Below are 15,580 nucleotides of genomic sequence, written 5' to 3'. Positions count from 1 at the left end.
GATTTACTTTACTTAACTATAAAGTACAATCTAATTCACAAAGAAAGTGGGGGTTGTTTGTATGAAGAAACAGTGGCGACTGCTTTCGTTCGTTTCACTGCTGGCTTTACTGTTAGGGGGATGCGGTAAAGCCTTTCAATCTACTTTAATTCCGCAAGGGGAAGTAGCAAAAATGCAATACGATTTGCTCTTGCTAGCGAGTGCAATCATGGTAGGAGTAGTACTTGTAGTTACTATTATTTTCTTATATGTAATTGTGCGTTTCCGACAAAAAAAGGGTGAGGAAGATTATATTCCAGAGCAAGTTGAAGGGAATCACAAACTAGAAATTATATGGACAGTTATTCCGATTATTCTTTTATTAATCTTGGCTGTTCCGACTGTTACATATACATTCAAACTTGCTGATGTAAGTGCGATGGAGAAAAAGAATATTGATAAAGATACTATCGTTGTTGATGTAACAGCGAATCTTTATTGGTGGGAATTTTCTTATAAATCAGAAAAAATAGTAACTTCTCAAGATTTAGTTATCCCCACAGGCAAGAAAGTGTATTTGAATTTGAAGGGTGCCGATATTAAACATTCGTTTTGGGTTCCATCTTTAGCTGGTAAAATGGATACAAATACAGATAATGTGAACAAAATGTGGTTAAAGGCAGATAAATCGGGCACTTATAATGGTTTTTGTACAGAATTTTGTGGCCCATCACATTCTTTAATGCAATTCAAAGTGAAAGCTCTGGATGAAAGCGAGTACAAAAAATGGCTTGCTGACATGAAGAAGATTGATGGGAAGAAAGAAGTAGCCTCTACAAAGGCGCAAGAAGGTCAAGAAGTATTTAATAAAAGCTGTATTGGTTGTCATGCAGTTGGATCAAATGATAGTAGACCACCTTCTGCTCGTATCGCACCAAACTTAGCAAACTTTGCTGATCGCGATATGGTTGCCGGTATTGCCGAAAATAATGAAGAGAACTTAAAAAAATGGCTCAAAGATCCTGAAAATATGAAGCCAGGTAATAAAATGACTGGTAAATATGGTAACTTAACGGATGATCAAATTGATGCATTAAATGCATATTTACAAACGTTAAAGATTGAAAAGTAAAGAGGGATCATTTGCGAAGGGGAGGTTGAAAACGTGAGTTCTGTAGCAAAAAAACAGGGGATGGGTGCTGTCATATGGGATTATTTAACGACAGTAGACCATAAAAAGATTGCCATTCTCTATTTAATTGCAGGTGGATTGTTTTTTGTAATAGGCGGAATAGAAGCGCTATTTATTCGCCTTCAGTTAGCGATTCCTAACAATGCTTTTCTAGTTGGGGATGCTTATAACCAAGTATTAACGATGCACGGTACAACAATGATTTTCCTCGCAGCTATGCCACTCGTGTTTGCATTTATGAACGCCGCTGTACCACTTCAAATTGGAGCACGTGATGTGGCGTTCCCGTTTTTGAATTCACTCGGATTTTGGTTATTTTTCTTTGGTGGAGTATTTTTAAATTTAAGTTGGTTTTTAGGGGGAGCACCTGATGCAGGTTGGACATCGTATGCATCTTTAGCTTTAGCCTCCAAAGGACATGGTGTTGATTTTTATGTACTCGGCTTGCAAATATCAGGTATTGGTACATTGATTGGAGGTATTAACTTCCTTGTTACAATTATTAATATGCGTGCGCCAGGAATGACATATATGCGCATGCCGATGTTTACATGGACAACATTTGTAACATCTTCACTTATATTATTTGCATTTCCACCGTTAACTGTAGGATTAGGGCTTCTAATGTTAGATCGTTTATTTGGCACAAGTTTCTTTAATCCAGCATTAGGTGGGAACACAATTATATGGGAGCATTTATTCTGGATCTTCGGTCATCCAGAAGTATACATTCTTATACTCCCAGCTTTCGGAATATTCTCAGAAATCTTCGCCACATTTTCGAAAAAACGATTATTCGGTTATTCATCGATGGTGTTCGCGACTGTATTAATTGGATTTTTAGGCTTTATGGTATGGGCGCATCATATGTTTACCGTTGGTCTTGGTCCTGTTGCAAATGCTATCTTCTCAGTTGCAACAATGGCGATTGCAGTTCCGACAGGTATTAAAATCTTTAACTGGCTCTTTACAATGTGGGGTGGAAGTATTCGGTTTACAACACCTATGATGTGGGCAGTAGCTTTTATTCCATCATTCGTTATGGGTGGAGTTACAGGAGTTATGCTTGCGTCGGCACCAGCTGATTATCAATTCCATGATAATTATTTCGTAGTAGCACACTTCCATTATGTAATTGTCGGCGGTGTTGTATTTGGTTTACTTGCAGGTGCACACTATTATTGGCCGCTTATGTTTAATAAAGTATTAAATGAAACGTTAGGAAAGATAACATTTTGGTTATTCTTTATTGGTTTCCATTTAACTTTCTTTATCCAACATTTCCTTGGTTTAATCGGAATGCCGCGTCGTTACTACACATATTTAGAGGGGCAAGGATTAGAGGTTGGAAATATGATTAGTTCAATTGGAGCAGTATTCATGGCCCTTGGAACGATTGTTCTTTTGTTCAATGTTATAAAAACAACAGTATCAAAAGAAAAAGCTGGTCGTGATCCATGGGATGCACGTACATTAGAGTGGACAATGCCAGCGCCTACACCAGAATACAATTTCAAACAATTACCATTTGTTCGTGGGTTAGATCCGTTTTGGATTGAAAAACGCGAAGGTAATAAAGAGATGACAGCGGCGGAACCAGTCGGTGATATTCATATGCCGAATGCTTCATTTTCACCGTTTATCATTTCTCTAGGTCTATTTATAGCCGCTTTTGGTGCGATGTATATGCAAGGTGGCAAAGATAAATTTTGGTTATTAGTAGCAATTATAGGTTTGATCATTACATTCGGTACAATGTTCCTTCGCTCAGTAATCGATGATCATGGATATCATATTCATAAGGAAGATCTAGAAGATAAGGGGGGCAAGGCATAATGCATGTAGATGAAAAATTAACGAATGAAACATTTCCAGCAGAGCCTGAAAAAGCAACCCTTGAGGGGAAAAATAAGTTTGTCGGTTTTTGGTTATTTCTTGGAGGTGAAACAGTGTTGTTCGCTTCCTTATTTGGCACATATTTAGCGTTAAAGAATTCTACAAATGGTGGACCAACATCTCAAGAAATGTTTCAAATGCCGCTCGTTTTCATCATGACGATGTTGTTGTTGACAAGTAGTTTAACGAGTGTATATGCAATGTATCATATGAAAAATTTCAATTTTAAGAAAATGCAACTGTGGCTACTTATAACAGTGTTGCTTGGCTTAGGATTTTTGGGATTTGAAATCTATGAGTTTTATCATTATACACATGAATTTAAGCATACTATGAGAAGCAGTGCATTTGGTTCTGCATTTTATGCTCTTGTTGGTACGCATGGGCTCCACGTATTGTTTGGATTGTGTTGGATTTCGACATTAATCTTTAGAAATGCGAAGCGAGGCTTAAATTTATACAATGCACCAAAGTTTTACGTTGCATCAATTTATTGGCACTTTATAGATGTAGTTTGGGTGTTTATTTTCACTGTAGTATATTTGATGGGAATGGTGGGATAAACAATGGCAATTAAGCAAACGAATAATCCTAAGGTTGATCTTGTTTATCGGAAAAGAAAAAGTGCAGAGGAAATGAAGCACCAAGTTATTACGTTTGCACTAATGATCTTTTTAACATTTGTTGCATTTGCAGCGGTAGCATATCCGAAAACATTTAGTCCGATTTTTTCGGTGCCATTTATTTTATTGTTGGCAGTTGTTCAAGTTGTATTTCAATTATATTATTTCATGCATATGAGTCATAAAGGACATGAAGCGGCGAGTTTCTTCTTATACTCTGGATTGTTAATAGGTTTATTAACGATTTTAGCCTTTATGACAATTGTGTGGATTTAAACAGTAGTAGTTGGAGGGCTCTGATTTATCATAGCCCTCTTTTCATATGAAAGATAAGAATTTTGAAAAGGTAGGTGTGAAAATGGAGAATTTATGGATATTTGGTTTTCAGGCTTTATGGAGTCCGATTTTTCTGTTATTTATGACCTCGATTCTTATTAGTTATTTCTTAATTATTGGACCGTATAGAACACGATTTGAAAATGCGACGAAGGTAAGTAAAAAGCAGATTTTTTATTTTACGACCGGGATTGTTCTTTTGTATTTTGTAAAGGGAGGACCTATTGATTTAATTGGTCATATTATATTTAGTGCACATATGTTTGAAATGGCAGTAATGTACATTGCAGTTCCTCCATTATTATTGCTTGGTATACCTGTTTGGTTATATCGTTATATTACTTCTTTTAAGTTTGTTCAAATTGTACTAAAGGCTTTTGCTAAACCGCTTATTGCGTTGTTTGTATTTAATGGTCTGTTTTCCTTTTATCATTTGCCAATTGTTTTTGATACAGTAAAACAAAGTCAAATAGCACACCCCATTTGCCTCGCTATATTGTTTTTTACAGCAATGATGATGTGGTGGCCGATGTTAAATCCACTGCCGGAATATCAAACATTAAGTGATATAAAGAAACTTGGTTATATGTTTGCTAATGGTATTTTATTAACCCCAGCTTGTGCGTTAATAATTTTTGCGACTGAACCATTATTTGCAACATATACAGATCCGGCTGCTTGGATGAAGGCGATGGAGCTTTGTGTACCGGCTGGTACTTTATCAGATTTAAATATTACTGGACCAGAATTTTTACATTGGATACCAGTAGTGCAAGACCAACAAACAGGCGGTATCATTATGAAAATTGTCCAGGAAATAGTGTACGGCACGATTATCGGCTATGTGTTCTTTAGATGGGCACGTAGAGAGCGTGAAAAGGATAAGGAGCAATTACAGGAGCTACCACCGTATTTACAGACTAAGTAGAAAAAGCGTATGGGAGCCCATACGCTTTTTTCTTTTTTAGTTGTAGTGGACATTTAAAAAGATTGAATTTTCAATCTTTTTGTGTTAACCTAGTGTAGGCATGTACTAAAAGTGGATATAAAACTTACTACTAGCTTTAATACGTAATATTTCCAGATGTAGTGCTAGTTTTTTAGAGAGTTACAAATTTATATTGTTTTCTTTAATAAACACAAACTATTTTAAGGGGGATTTTAAATGGGTAGTAGTGGAAGTATGGTAAAGCCGATTAGTGGTTTTTTAACAGCGTTAATTCAATATCCAGTACCGGTAGTGGAGTCGCGTGCAGACATTGATAAACAAATTAAACAGATCATAAAAACGATTCATTCAACTAAATCAGGCTATCCTGGATTAGAATTGATAGTATTTCCTGAATATAGTACACAAGGGCTCAATACAAAAAAATGGACTACAGAAGAGTTTTTATGTACAGTGCCTGGGCCAGAAACGGACTTATTTGCTGAGGCATGTAAAGAATCTGAAGTATATGGTGTTTTTTCTATAATGGAAAGAAATCCTGATGGTGGAGAACCGTATAATACAGCAATTATTATTGATCCACAAGGTGAAATGATTTTGAAGTATCGTAAGTTAAATCCTTGGGTGCCAGTCGAACCTTGGAAAGCTGGAGATTTAGGCTTACCTGTTTGTGATGGACCTGGAGGAAGTAAATTAGCTGTTTGTATTTGTCATGATGGCATGTTTCCTGAAGTAGCCCGTGAAGCGGCCTATAAAGGTGCAAATGTCTTGATTCGTATTTCTGGATATAGCACACAAGTTAGTGAACAATGGATGTTAACCAATCGTTCAAATGCATGGCAAAATTTAATGTATACATTGTCAGTGAACTTAGCGGGTTATGATGGTGTATTTTATTACTTTGGTGAAGGACAAGTATGTAATTTTGATGGGACTACTTTAGTGCAGGGACACCGAAACCCTTGGGAGATTGTTACTGCTGAAGTATATCCAGAGCTAGCAGATCAGGCTAGATTAGGATGGGGTCTAGAAAATAATATATATAATTTAGGTTCAAGGGGGGATGTCGCGACTCCTGGTGGGGTGAAAGAAAACCCGTATACGTTTGTAAAAGATTTAGCTGAAGGTAAATATAAAGTCCCTTGGGAAGATGAGATTAAAGTAAAAGATGGATCCATTTATGGGTATCCAGTCAAAAAGACGATTCATTCATAGGAAAGATAAATAGAACAAGCGCATCATATTGATGCGCTTGTTCTATTTACTCAATAATTTGGAATTCTTTCAACTCTTTTTCAATGTTTTGTAGGAGCTGTTCGCTTTTTTGAAGTACATTCGTTGGGAAAATCTCGTCATCACCATATTCAACGCCGTGAGGGTAATAATGTTTTCCTAATAAGGGTGGCAATAGTTTTACTTGAGCGTGTCTGCTGCCGATGTCACCTTCAACAGCAAAACCTTGTACGCGTAAATAATAAACATCCTTTAATATTTCAAATTTATAATCATATGTAACGCGTTCGTAATCCCATTGTCCAGCAAGTACAAAATGATTGTTTTCCATAATCTCAGTTAAAAGAGTTAAATCAATGACTGCACCATTAAACTTCGTATTTGTAAATTGCATAGAATACCTCCTTCTTTTTTTATGGTGTTTTATTATTTTTATAATAGTATGAATAGTAAGAAAGTGCAATTCATATTGAGAGAAAAGGGATAATCCAGACTTTTTTCATGAAAATATGATATAGTGAAAAGAGTACGGTACACACAAAAAAAGGAAAGAAAAGGCTTTGTGTATATCTCAATTTTATGTTTTGTTCAGGAGGTATATCGTTTGAAGAAATTATTGCGTATCGTAATGATTACATTTTTAATTTTAGCTGTTGATTTATACGGGAAGTTACTCGTTTCACAATATATATTAACTCCATCGCACTCTAAGCAAGAAAATAAAATTGTGAAAAAGAAAAAGCAAGTAAATGAAGAATCCACAGACACTGTTTTAAATATGATTGGTGGGGATCCTGAGAATTTATTAGCAAAGTGGGGCGAACCGTCTCGAATAGAGCCGTCTGCTTATGGATATGAATGGTGGGTGTATAATCAAGATTTAACTCAGTATGTTCAATTTGGAGTTGCTGAACGTAAAGTTGTAACGGCGTATGTTGCTGGTGATCAAGTCAAGGTAGCACCCTATTATATAAATGAAAAGTATGAAGAGGTATATAAAAAAAATCCGCTTTCACATGAGATTTCATTAAAAAGAGGAAAGAATAGTTATCAATTTGAGTTATCTGATACGGAAATAATGGAACAACCACTAATCCCTGTAGAAGATGGGTGGGCACAATTATATTTTGATCACTTTACACATGAACTTGTTGGTGTTCGTTATATGGATGATGAAACGTTATTACGCCAAAGGCCGTATCAGCTTGTTTATTCAGGTGAATTAATAGCAGAACAGCCGTTGACGCCAGAAAAAATGAAGCAAGTAGAAAATGGAAATATGCAACAAATTCTCGACTTAACAAATATTATTCGAAGTCGTCATCAATTACCGTTGTTAACATGGGATCAACAAACTGCAGATGTTGCATTTGGCCATAGTAAAGATATGAAGGATAATAATTATTTTTCACACGATTCTCCCACCTTTGGTACATTAGGAGATCGTTTGCAACGTGGGCAAGTGGCCTTTCAACTTGCTGGTGAGAATATAGCCGCGCAACATAGTGATGGAATTGCAGCTGTACAAGGCTGGTTAAATAGTGAGGGTCACAGAAAGAATTTATTAAATGAACAATTTACTGGATTAGGTGTTGGGGTATATGATAAATTTTATACTCAAAACTTTATCCGAAAATAAAAAGGTGCATGAATCGTCTAAAAATAGGCGAACCATGTGCCTTTTTTTTCTTACAATATAGTAGATATACATGAAGAGGTGAGTAGTATGCCAACAACAAAAGGACCGTTACATCCATCGGTTCAACAGTTTAAAGAGTTTGTAAACCATCACCCTAAAATGGTTCATGAGGTTAGAAGTGGTCAAAAAACTTGGCAGCAATTTTATGAAGAATGGTACCTACTTGGTGAAGAAGATCAAATATGGGCAGCGTATAGACCTGATGGAGCACCTGCTTTTTCTTCAGTAAAAGAAAATAAAGAAGAAAAAGAAAATCGAACTGAGGAGGAAAAAACTGCTGATGTGATGGGGCAAATGCTTTCTTTCTTTAAAAAGCTAGACGTAGAACAAATGCAACACCATTTAGCAAATGTAACGAGTGCGATTGGTAGTGTGCAGCAAGTTATCCAACAATTTCAAGGGAACCGCACGCAGCAAGAACAAAATACTTCTGAAAATAATCCATTTTTCTTTCAAAAGGATTAGGGGGAAAGAGGATGAGAGCAGAGCTTATGGAGTTTATAAAGGCTGATGAGGATTTAACTCGTTATATTCGGGAACAGCCATACTGGTACCGGAAATTAACACGTAATCCAGAAGAAAAAGAGGCTTTTGAGTTAGCTGCCATGCAACATTTCAAAAAAACGATACCAGATAAAGTAGAAAAATTTCAAAATCAATTGGCGGTTGCCTCAATTATGATTGATATGTTCCAGTATATGAAGCAGCAAAATGCGACGTAAAATTGGAAGGGAAAACTATGTCCGTTATGCAAAACTTTTGTTACAATAGAATCGGATTATTAAAAAAGGAGTTGCAGCATGACGGAAATTTGTTTAGTACGACATGGACAAACTGATTGGAATTTTCAAGAGATTATTCAAGGGCGCGAAGATATTCCGCTCAACGAAGTTGGGAAAAAGCAAGCGAGTCAAAGTGCAGCTGCCTTGCAAGCGGAATCGTGGGATATAATTATAAGTAGCCCGTTAATTAGAGCGCAAGAAACGGCTAAGGAAATTGCTGGGGCTATTGGATTGCAATCTATTTTATTAGATGAACGATTTATGGAACGTAATTTTGGGGAAGCTTCCGGGAAACCAGTTGCAGCCGTTAGGGAGTTAATTACAGAAGGTAATGTAGAAGGAATGGAGCAGGATGAAGAGATTGTAGAGCGCTGTTTTACCGCATTACAAGAGGTTGCAGCAACACATGGAGATAAACGTATTATCATTGTTGCGCATTCACATGCAATAAAAGCGATTTTACACGCAATTGCGCCAGATGAAATTACATTTAAAACGCCATTAAAAAATGCATGTATTAGCTACGTGAAAGAAAATGGTGGGAAATGGGATGTTCTTAAATATAATATTGCGGAGCATATTATTGTATAAAAGTACAAGGGAATTGTATGGAAATGAGTTAGAATCATATCTTTCTTTTAGGTGAGACACTTCAATTAGTAGTTCTGTTCCAAATGTGTTATGATGAATACTCGGAGGTGTCTCTCATGATTGTAGCGACGCTGGAAAGCGTATTGATTTTAGATAAGGCAGAGCAGCTTGCAAAAGCGATTATCTGTTCAGATATAGCAGAAGATTATCGTAAGTATTATAAGGATTTGCAAGAAGATATGGAAGTCCAGACGTTAATTCAGCAATTTACAGCGATGAAAGAGCGATATGAAGAAGTGCAACGTTTTGGTAAATATCATCCTGACTATACTTTCGTTTCGACGAAAATGAGGGAATTAAAGCGTTCTGTAGATTTGCATGATAAGGTTGCAGCCTTTAAAAGAGCAGAAACTGATTTACAAAAGTTATTAGATGAAGTAAGTGTAGCAATTGGTTCTGAGGTGTCATCTTCCATTAAAGTTCCAACAGGAAATCCATTTTTTGATGTGGGTGGCTGTGGCGGTGGCTGTGGTACCGGAGGCGGTTGTGGTTGTAAAAAAACGGGGTAATTTACCCTGTTTTTTAGAATATAGAAGAAAACGTATACAGAGTTTGTCCTATAATGTCATAAATTTCTGATTGGTTTTCATAAAATATAAGAATATAAGTTTTTAAAAAGGAGAAGATGGAGAAGATTATGTTCGGGCAACGACAAAGTATGATTGTTTATTTACATTCATTGAAACATGCCAAGATTTTAAGGAAATATGGTAACATTCATTACATATCAAAACGATTGAAATATGCCGTTGTATATTGTGATATGGAACAAATTGAGCATATGATGCAAAAATTGAATAAACTTCCTTTTGTAAAAAAAGTAGAACAGTCGTATCGCCCGTTTTTAAAAACGGAATTCGAAAATTCGCGTCCTGACCGGGCAAAAGAATACGATTATAGCTAAGTAAAAAAATCCCCCGCTAAATTCAGTGGGGGATTTTTTTACTTGAAATAACGTGTTATCTCATTGGAGGAATGAAATTGTTCATTCGTAAAATACCAATCAGATGATTAAAAAATAGTTCTTTTTCAGGGAAAGTTGTTGATGGTTTTACAGTAAAGGGTGTAACTTTTTTTCCTATTTGTTCTGCCATTTCTTCAAATAAAACGACACGTTTGCTTTTTTTATTTTCAAGTATAGGAATGCCTTCACGACATATGTATAATGGCTGGAAATCGCCAGTAGTTGTCGGTTTTAGTATTACAACAAGTGAACACACTTTTTTTTCGTTTTTTACAGTTTCAAATTGTAACATATGTGTTACACGTTCTTGGTTTGTTTTGGCAATTTCAAGTAATTCATATAAGTCAGAGTAGCCTTCTCCGAGTTCTATAAAGCGTTGAATCATATTTTTTCCTCCTCTTTCTTTTACTGTACCATCTCACTTTTTAAATGAAAAGTAGACAAAGAAAAAAACCCTGCAAAGCAGGGCCCTTCTAATACTAGTATGTACTAGTAAGAAGGCAAAGGGAGAGGAGAAACCGGAGGAAGAACTTATGGGGAAACGTAAGTCTTCTCCGCGGTTGGCAACAACATCGAAGGTGATGTTGTTATATTTATTTATGTCCAATCTAAATGAAGATATACATAATGAAATTAAAATTTATGTTTGGCTTTTTATTTTTCTTTTTTTTATTTTATGATAGGATAAAAAAGGTAAAGTAGAGCTGATGTACATAAATGGTTCTTGTTCGCAAATAGTGAGATGAATATGTAAGAAATAGCGAACGGTTATTTTAACTAAAGTTCTCTATTGGTTAAGTAACGAATTAGTGAAGAATTGTATGGTTTGGTAGCGGTTACTGAATTCAGATGGATTTGCTGTAATCGCTCGATAGATTGAAATAAAGGTAGTGACAACAGATGAGAGTAGTTTCAGGAAAATGTAAAGGGCACCCACTTAAAGCGGTACCTGGTAATACAACACGGCCAACGACAGATAAAGTGAAAGAATCTATTTTTAATATGATAGGTCCTTATTATGATGGTGGTATCGCTCTTGATTTATTTGGTGGTAGCGGTGGCCTTGGAATTGAGGCCATAAGTAGAGGGATTGATAAAGCGATTTTTGTTGACCGAGATAGTAAAGCGATAAAAGTAATTCATCAAAATTTAGAAAGCTGTAGAATACATGAACAAGCTGAAGTGTATCGAAATGATGCAGAGCGTGCGGTAAAGGCGCTTATAAAGCGTGAAATATCATTCGATCTTATACTAATAGACCCTCCATATAAAGATCAAAGAATTGTATCTCTAATTAGTGTGATGGATCAACATGGATTGTTAAATGAAGATGGATTAATTATGGCAGAACATGGCGATGACGTAGTTTTACCTGATTCTATAGGAGAACTTGTAAAAGTGAGAGCAGAAAATTATGGGATTACAGCAATTTCGATTTATAAGTATGAAGGTGAGGGGACAGAATGACAAGTATAGCTATTTCTTCAGGAAGTTTTGATCCAATTACCCTTGGACATTTGGATATTATTAAAAGGGGAGCAAAAGTATTTGATGAAGTGTATGTAGTTGTATTAAACAATTCATCAAAAAAACCATTTTTTTCAGTAGAAGAGCGCTTAGAGTTAATTAAAGAGGCAACAAAGGACATCCCGAATGTAAAAGTTGATTCACATAGTGGATTATTAGTGGAATATGCAAAAATGCGTAATGCAAATGCGATTTTACGCGGGTTACGAGCGGTTTCTGATTTTGAATATGAGATGCAAATTACTTCTATGAATCGAAAATTAGATGAAAATATCGAAACCTTTTTTATTATGACAAACAATCAATACTCATTTTTAAGCTCGAGTATTGTGAAAGAAGTTGCAAGATATGGTGGAAGTGTAGTAGACCTTGTTCCTCCAGTTGTAGAGCGTGCTTTAAAAGAAAAGTTTCAAACCCCGTTAAAGTGAACGGGGTTTTTCTTTATCCTCTATTTGCGGACAGTAAGACTCACACCTCAAAATTCGGCTGAAGCAATGAATTTAGGTGGGAGTCGGGCTGCCCGTAAAAGCCCGATTGGTGAAGGTTAATAAAATCTGTAGGGGATGAACAAAACCTCCACGGATTAAAGTTTCACTTTATTAATGCGTAAAAACAGTAAGATAACATATAAATATAAACAAAATAAAGTGAAGATAGGTCCGTAGTGTATAAACGATGTCCAAACATCATTAAGTGCAGAAGAATGATTCGATAAAAATACGGGAATATCTTCTTGTGTAGGTGAGAAAGAATGAACTTTTTCATAAAATGGTCCCCAAAATATAAAAGTGAGAATAGGAGCGAAAATACTTTGGATAATTCGCGCTAAAAAATATGGTTTAAAGCGGATGTCTGTCTCCGCTAATATGCTTGCTACTTGAGCTTGAATAGAAAGACCACTAAATGCTAATATGAAGCTTGTTACCATCGCTTGTTGAAGAAGTGTGGTTTCATTTATTTGACTAATCATTTGGCTTCCAAGTGTCATTTCAAAAATACCAGATAGTATCGGAATGTTAAATTCGGATGTTAGTTGGAAGAATGATAAAATATGTTGCATAATAAAAGAAAGCGCTTCTGTAATTTGGAAAACAGTAATCATTTTATTTAAAACAGAGAATAAAATAATAAACCCACCAATCATGAGTAATGTTTGAATAGAAGAAACGATAGCGTCTCCGAGTAGTTTTCCGATTGGTCTTTTTTCTTGCATACGCGTTTGGTGGAGGACTGAGAAAGGGTTTTGAAAGGGACGTTTTTGGATAGTATGTTTGTCTTTTATGTAGGTATCGTTATTGCCGTAAAAACGCATAATTAATCCGACGGCAAAGTTACTTATATAATGTGCAGCTGCTAATACAAACCCTAATTTCGGATTATTGAAAAAACCGATAGAAACAGCTCCGAAAATAAAAAGTGGATTAGAAGAATTTGTGAAAGATACGAGTCGTTCTGCTTCAATTTGTGTTAGTTGATTGCTTTTGCGTAGTCTAGCGCTTAATTTGGCGCCAGCAGGGAATCCTGAAGCCATTCCCATTGCCCAAACAAACCCGCCTACCCCTGGAACACGAAAAAGTGGCCGCATTAGCGGCTCTAATATAACACCGATAAATTTTACAACACCAATACTGATTAGAAGTTCCGCAATGATGAAAAACGGTAGTAGTGAAGGGAATACAACTTCCCACCATATATTTAACCCGCGAATTGAAGCTTGCAAGGCAGCTTGGGGGTGGAGTACAAGAGAAAAGGTTAAAAATAACATTGATATGGTAAGAAAAGCAGTTTTCCATTTTTCGTACATGTAAGAAAATCCCCCTTTGTCCCAAAAACGTTCATTTCAGTATACGTGGATATGTGGTGAATTTAGACCATAAGTATGAAAAAGGAATGAAAAAAATTAAAGGGTGAGAAAAATGAAGGAACCAAAAATCGGTTTAGCGCTTGGATCTGGAGGTGCGAAAGGTTTTGCTCACATTGGGGTAATAAAAGTGTTAAGGGAAGCTGGCATTCCTATTCATATGATAGCAGGTAGTAGTATAGGAGCATTAATAGGCACATTTTATGCAGCGAGTAGTAACGTAGAAAGACTGTATAAATTGGCAGCTGTTTTTAAAAGGAAATATTATTTAGATTTTACAGTTCCTAAAATGGGATTTATTGCTGGAAAACGTATCAAAGATATGATTAAAATGTTTACATATAATAAAAATTTAGAAGAGTTAGATATCCCAACAGCTGTTGTGGCTACTGACATTTTGAAGGGGGAAAAAGTTGTCTTTACAAGCGGTCCGATTGCAGAGTCAGTTCGAGCTAGTATATCTGTACCGGGGGTGTTTGTTCCGGAAAAAATAGATGGCCGCTTATTAGTAGATGGAGGAGTAATTGACCGTATTCCAGTATCAGTTGTAAAAGATTTAGGTGCTGATATTGTTATTGCTGTTGATGTATCTCCGATTAAGGTGAATGGAGAGGTTACATCTATTTATGATGTGATTATGCAAAGTATTGAAATTATGCAACATGAACTTGTGTTGAATCGGCAAATAGCATCAGATTTAATGATGCGACCAGCTGTAGAACAATTTAGTTCGCGTGCTTTTACACATATTGAAGACATTATTAGGGTCGGAGAAGTGGAAGCAGAAAAACACATTTCAAACATTTATTTACTAATTGAGCAGTGGAAGGAGAAACATAATGTTTAAGCGTTTTCGGTTTATATATGCAATTTTAATAGGGGTTATATTGGCGATGTTACTTGTTTATGTACGTTTGCCATATTATGTGACAAAACCAGGTATGGCGGCGAAATTAGCGCCATATGTTCAAGTAGATGGTGGAACGAAAGAGTCTGGTGATTTCATGCTTGTCACTGTCTCGATGGGACCTGCCAATGTGGTGAATTTAATAGCCGCGCAGTTTAATAAATATACACATATTTCGAAAGCGGAAGAAATATTACAAAGAGGCGAGAGTGATGAAGAATATCAATTTCGCCAAAATTATGCAATGAAAGATTCGCAAAATGCAGCAATCTATAATGCTTATAAACGTGCAAATCGTTCCGTGTCTTTTGAAAATAAAGGTGTACTAGTTGCAGGTGTAGCAAAGGGTATGCCGTCAGAAGGAAAGCTGAAGCTTGGGGATGTTATTATAGCTGTCGATGGAAAAATATTTGACAAGACGGAACAATTTATTGAGTATATGACAGGGAAAAAAGAAGGGGATACAGTAAATATTGAATATAAGCGAGGGGGAAAGCAGTTTAAAGAAAATTTAAATGTAAAGACAATTCCTAACGGAAATGGACGCGTTGGTATAGGGGTCTCTATCGTTACGGAAAGAGAATTAGTAGTGGATCCGAAAGTGAAAATTGATTCCCATGAAATAGGGGGACCATCAGCAGGTTTAATGTTCACATTAGAAATTTATAATCAGCTTGTGGAAGAGGATTTAACGAAAGGACATGAAATAGCTGGAACAGGTACAATCAATGAACAAGGAGAAGTTGGTCCAATTGGTGGTATTCAGCAAAAAGTGGTAGCTGCTAGTGATGCGGGTGCTGAGGTATTCTTTGCGCCGAATGAAAAAGGTGCGGAGAAATCAAATTATAAAGATGCGCTTGAGGCTGCAAAAGATATTAAAACAAAGATGAAAATTATACCAGTGGATACATTGGATGATGCGTTGAAGTATTTGGAAAAAATGGGCGAAAAAAAGTAAACCTCTCTGAAAAAGAGAGGTTT

At 36.1% G+C, this 15,580-nt stretch carries 19 protein-coding genes; 16 read left to right on the top strand and 3 right to left on the bottom strand.

Annotation, left to right across the window (positions count from 1 at the left end):
• Nucleotides 1–61 precede the first annotated feature (61 nt).
• The 6 genes from coxB (at nt 62) to MR109_RS02325 (ending at nt 6,190) form a co-directional block, all read left to right on the top strand.
• A complete protein-coding gene (gene coxB, locus MR109_RS02350; RefSeq protein WP_098303955.1) occupies nt 62–1,111 on the top strand; it encodes a cytochrome c oxidase subunit II in 1,050 nt (349 codons plus the stop codon).
• Between the two features lie 60 nt (nt 1,112–1,171).
• Nucleotides 1,172–3,007 carry a cytochrome c oxidase subunit I gene (gene ctaD / locus MR109_RS02345; protein ID WP_176547739.1) on the top strand — a complete coding sequence of 612 codons (1,836 nt, stop codon included), beginning with the start codon at nt 1,172–1,174 and terminating at the stop codon, nt 3,005–3,007.
• The gene (gene ctaE / locus MR109_RS02340) at nt 3,007–3,630 is read left to right on the top strand and encodes a cytochrome c oxidase subunit III (protein WP_002173186.1); all 624 of its coding nucleotides are present in this window, start codon (nt 3,007–3,009) and stop codon (nt 3,628–3,630) included. The genes ctaD and ctaE overlap by 1 nt, the downstream gene beginning before the upstream one ends.
• 3 nt (nt 3,631–3,633) lie before the next feature.
• Nucleotides 3,634–3,966 (top strand): cytochrome c oxidase subunit IVB, encoded by a 333-nt coding sequence (gene ctaF, locus MR109_RS02335; RefSeq protein WP_002173185.1) that lies wholly within the window; start codon nt 3,634–3,636, stop codon nt 3,964–3,966.
• Between the two features lie 82 nt (nt 3,967–4,048).
• The gene (ctaG, locus tag MR109_RS02330; RefSeq protein ID WP_098304117.1) at nt 4,049–4,954 is read left to right on the top strand and encodes a cytochrome c oxidase assembly factor CtaG; all 906 of its coding nucleotides are present in this window, start codon (nt 4,049–4,051) and stop codon (nt 4,952–4,954) included.
• 237 nt (nt 4,955–5,191) lie between these two features.
• The gene (locus tag MR109_RS02325; RefSeq protein ID WP_242270828.1) at nt 5,192–6,190 is read left to right on the top strand and encodes a formamidase; all 999 of its coding nucleotides are present in this window, start codon (nt 5,192–5,194) and stop codon (nt 6,188–6,190) included.
• Nucleotides 6,191–6,236: 46 nt separating this feature from the next.
• On the opposite strand, the gene MR109_RS02320 is transcribed toward MR109_RS02325, so the two are convergent.
• The gene (locus MR109_RS02320) at nt 6,237–6,602 is read right to left on the bottom strand and encodes a YugN family protein (protein WP_098473391.1); all 366 of its coding nucleotides are present in this window, start codon (nt 6,600–6,602) and stop codon (nt 6,237–6,239) included.
• Nucleotides 6,603–6,812: 210 nt separating this feature from the next.
• On the opposite strand from MR109_RS02320, the gene MR109_RS02315 reads away from it, so the two are divergent.
• From MR109_RS02315 to MR109_RS02290, 6 genes are all read left to right on the top strand, one after another.
• Nucleotides 6,813–7,847 (top strand): CAP domain-containing protein, encoded by a 1,035-nt coding sequence (locus MR109_RS02315; RefSeq protein WP_048374019.1) that lies wholly within the window; start codon nt 6,813–6,815, stop codon nt 7,845–7,847.
• 87 nt (nt 7,848–7,934) lie between these two features.
• Complete coding sequence (gene ylbD, locus MR109_RS02310) at nt 7,935–8,372, top strand: YlbD family protein (RefSeq protein ID WP_048374018.1); 438 nt, start codon at nt 7,935–7,937, stop codon at nt 8,370–8,372.
• A gap of 11 nt (nt 8,373–8,383) precedes the next feature.
• On the top strand, nt 8,384–8,629 hold the full coding sequence (locus MR109_RS02305; RefSeq protein WP_098303956.1) for a YlbE-like family protein: 246 nt from the start codon (nt 8,384–8,386) through the stop codon (nt 8,627–8,629).
• Between the two features lie 78 nt (nt 8,630–8,707).
• Nucleotides 8,708–9,280: a histidine phosphatase family protein gene (locus MR109_RS02300; protein WP_242270820.1), complete on the top strand. Its 573-nt coding sequence runs from the start codon at nt 8,708–8,710 to the stop codon at nt 9,278–9,280.
• Nucleotides 9,281–9,396: 116 nt separating this feature from the next.
• Nucleotides 9,397–9,849 (top strand): YlbF/YmcA family competence regulator, encoded by a 453-nt coding sequence (locus tag MR109_RS02295; protein WP_025147766.1) that lies wholly within the window; start codon nt 9,397–9,399, stop codon nt 9,847–9,849.
• A gap of 128 nt (nt 9,850–9,977) precedes the next feature.
• Nucleotides 9,978–10,244 (top strand): YlbG family protein, encoded by a 267-nt coding sequence (locus MR109_RS02290; RefSeq protein WP_002088292.1) that lies wholly within the window; start codon nt 9,978–9,980, stop codon nt 10,242–10,244.
• Nucleotides 10,245–10,299: 55 nt separating this feature from the next.
• Here the strand turns inward: MR109_RS02290 and MR109_RS02285 are convergent, their stop codons facing one another.
• Nucleotides 10,300–10,689, bottom strand: a complete 390-nt coding sequence (locus MR109_RS02285; RefSeq protein ID WP_002173177.1) for a DUF7147 family protein — start codon at nt 10,687–10,689, stop codon at nt 10,300–10,302.
• A gap of 515 nt (nt 10,690–11,204) precedes the next feature.
• Here MR109_RS02285 and rsmD point away from each other — a divergent pair.
• Both rsmD and coaD read left to right on the top strand, forming a co-directional pair.
• Nucleotides 11,205–11,771: a 16S rRNA (guanine(966)-N(2))-methyltransferase RsmD gene (rsmD, locus tag MR109_RS02280; RefSeq protein ID WP_002173176.1), complete on the top strand. Its 567-nt coding sequence runs from the start codon at nt 11,205–11,207 to the stop codon at nt 11,769–11,771.
• A complete protein-coding gene (coaD, locus tag MR109_RS02275; RefSeq protein WP_025147769.1) occupies nt 11,768–12,259 on the top strand; it encodes a pantetheine-phosphate adenylyltransferase in 492 nt (163 codons plus the stop codon). The genes rsmD and coaD overlap by 4 nt, the downstream gene beginning before the upstream one ends.
• 155 nt (nt 12,260–12,414) lie before the next feature.
• Here the strand turns inward: coaD and ylbJ are convergent, their stop codons facing one another.
• Nucleotides 12,415–13,635, bottom strand: coding sequence for a sporulation integral membrane protein YlbJ (gene ylbJ, locus MR109_RS02270; protein WP_242270818.1), 1,221 nt, complete (start codon nt 13,633–13,635; stop codon nt 12,415–12,417).
• A gap of 112 nt (nt 13,636–13,747) precedes the next feature.
• On the opposite strand from ylbJ, the gene MR109_RS02265 reads away from it, so the two are divergent.
• Together MR109_RS02265 and MR109_RS02260 are read left to right on the top strand one after the other, a co-directional pair.
• Entirely contained in the window at nt 13,748–14,539 is a 792-nt protein-coding gene (locus MR109_RS02265; protein WP_098473392.1) for a patatin-like phospholipase family protein, read from the top strand.
• The gene (locus MR109_RS02260) at nt 14,532–15,557 is read left to right on the top strand and encodes a SepM family pheromone-processing serine protease (protein WP_071718808.1); all 1,026 of its coding nucleotides are present in this window, start codon (nt 14,532–14,534) and stop codon (nt 15,555–15,557) included. Before MR109_RS02265 ends, MR109_RS02260 begins: the two co-directional genes overlap by 8 nt.
• The last annotated feature ends 23 nt before the right edge of the window (nt 15,558–15,580 follow it).

The sequence above is a fragment of the Bacillus cereus group sp. BfR-BA-01310 genome (assembly GCF_022664325.1).
GTDB lineage: Bacteria > Bacillota > Bacilli > Bacillales > Bacillaceae_G > Bacillus_A > Bacillus_A paramycoides.
The sequence above is the reverse complement of the archived record's forward strand: the minus strand, read 5'-3'. Positions and strand labels throughout refer to the sequence as shown.

Bases quoted from the DNA above. Each gene is read 5' to 3' on its own strand.
- coaD (WP_025147769.1), top strand. From the start codon at position 11,768: ATGACAAGTATAGCTATTTCTTCAGGAAGTTTTGATCCAATTACCCTT.
- ylbD (WP_048374018.1), top strand. From the start codon at position 7,935: ATGCCAACAACAAAAGGACCGTTACATCCATCGGTTCAACAGTTTAAA.
- MR109_RS02300 (WP_242270820.1), top strand. From the start codon at position 8,708: ATGACGGAAATTTGTTTAGTACGACATGGACAAACTGATTGGAATTTT.
- MR109_RS02320 (WP_098473391.1), bottom strand. From the start codon at position 6,602: ATGCAATTTACAAATACGAAGTTTAATGGTGCAGTCATTGATTTAACT.
- MR109_RS02305 (WP_098303956.1), top strand. From the start codon at position 8,384: ATGAGAGCAGAGCTTATGGAGTTTATAAAGGCTGATGAGGATTTAACT.
- rsmD (WP_002173176.1), top strand. From the start codon at position 11,205: ATGAGAGTAGTTTCAGGAAAATGTAAAGGGCACCCACTTAAAGCGGTA.
- ctaF (WP_002173185.1), top strand. From the start codon at position 3,634: ATGGCAATTAAGCAAACGAATAATCCTAAGGTTGATCTTGTTTATCGG.
- ctaD (WP_176547739.1), top strand. From the start codon at position 1,172: ATGGGTGCTGTCATATGGGATTATTTAACGACAGTAGACCATAAAAAG.
- ctaG (WP_098304117.1), top strand. From the start codon at position 4,049: ATGGAGAATTTATGGATATTTGGTTTTCAGGCTTTATGGAGTCCGATT.
- MR109_RS02265 (WP_098473392.1), top strand. From the start codon at position 13,748: ATGAAGGAACCAAAAATCGGTTTAGCGCTTGGATCTGGAGGTGCGAAA.
- coxB (WP_098303955.1), top strand. From the start codon at position 62: ATGAAGAAACAGTGGCGACTGCTTTCGTTCGTTTCACTGCTGGCTTTA.
- ctaE (WP_002173186.1), top strand. From the start codon at position 3,007: ATGCATGTAGATGAAAAATTAACGAATGAAACATTTCCAGCAGAGCCT.
- ylbJ (WP_242270818.1), bottom strand. From the start codon at position 13,635: ATGTACGAAAAATGGAAAACTGCTTTTCTTACCATATCAATGTTATTT.
- MR109_RS02290 (WP_002088292.1), top strand. From the start codon at position 9,978: ATGTTCGGGCAACGACAAAGTATGATTGTTTATTTACATTCATTGAAA.
- MR109_RS02295 (WP_025147766.1), top strand. From the start codon at position 9,397: ATGATTGTAGCGACGCTGGAAAGCGTATTGATTTTAGATAAGGCAGAG.
- MR109_RS02260 (WP_071718808.1), top strand. From the start codon at position 14,532: ATGTTTAAGCGTTTTCGGTTTATATATGCAATTTTAATAGGGGTTATA.
- MR109_RS02325 (WP_242270828.1), top strand. From the start codon at position 5,192: ATGGGTAGTAGTGGAAGTATGGTAAAGCCGATTAGTGGTTTTTTAACA.
- MR109_RS02285 (WP_002173177.1), bottom strand. From the start codon at position 10,689: ATGATTCAACGCTTTATAGAACTCGGAGAAGGCTACTCTGACTTATAT.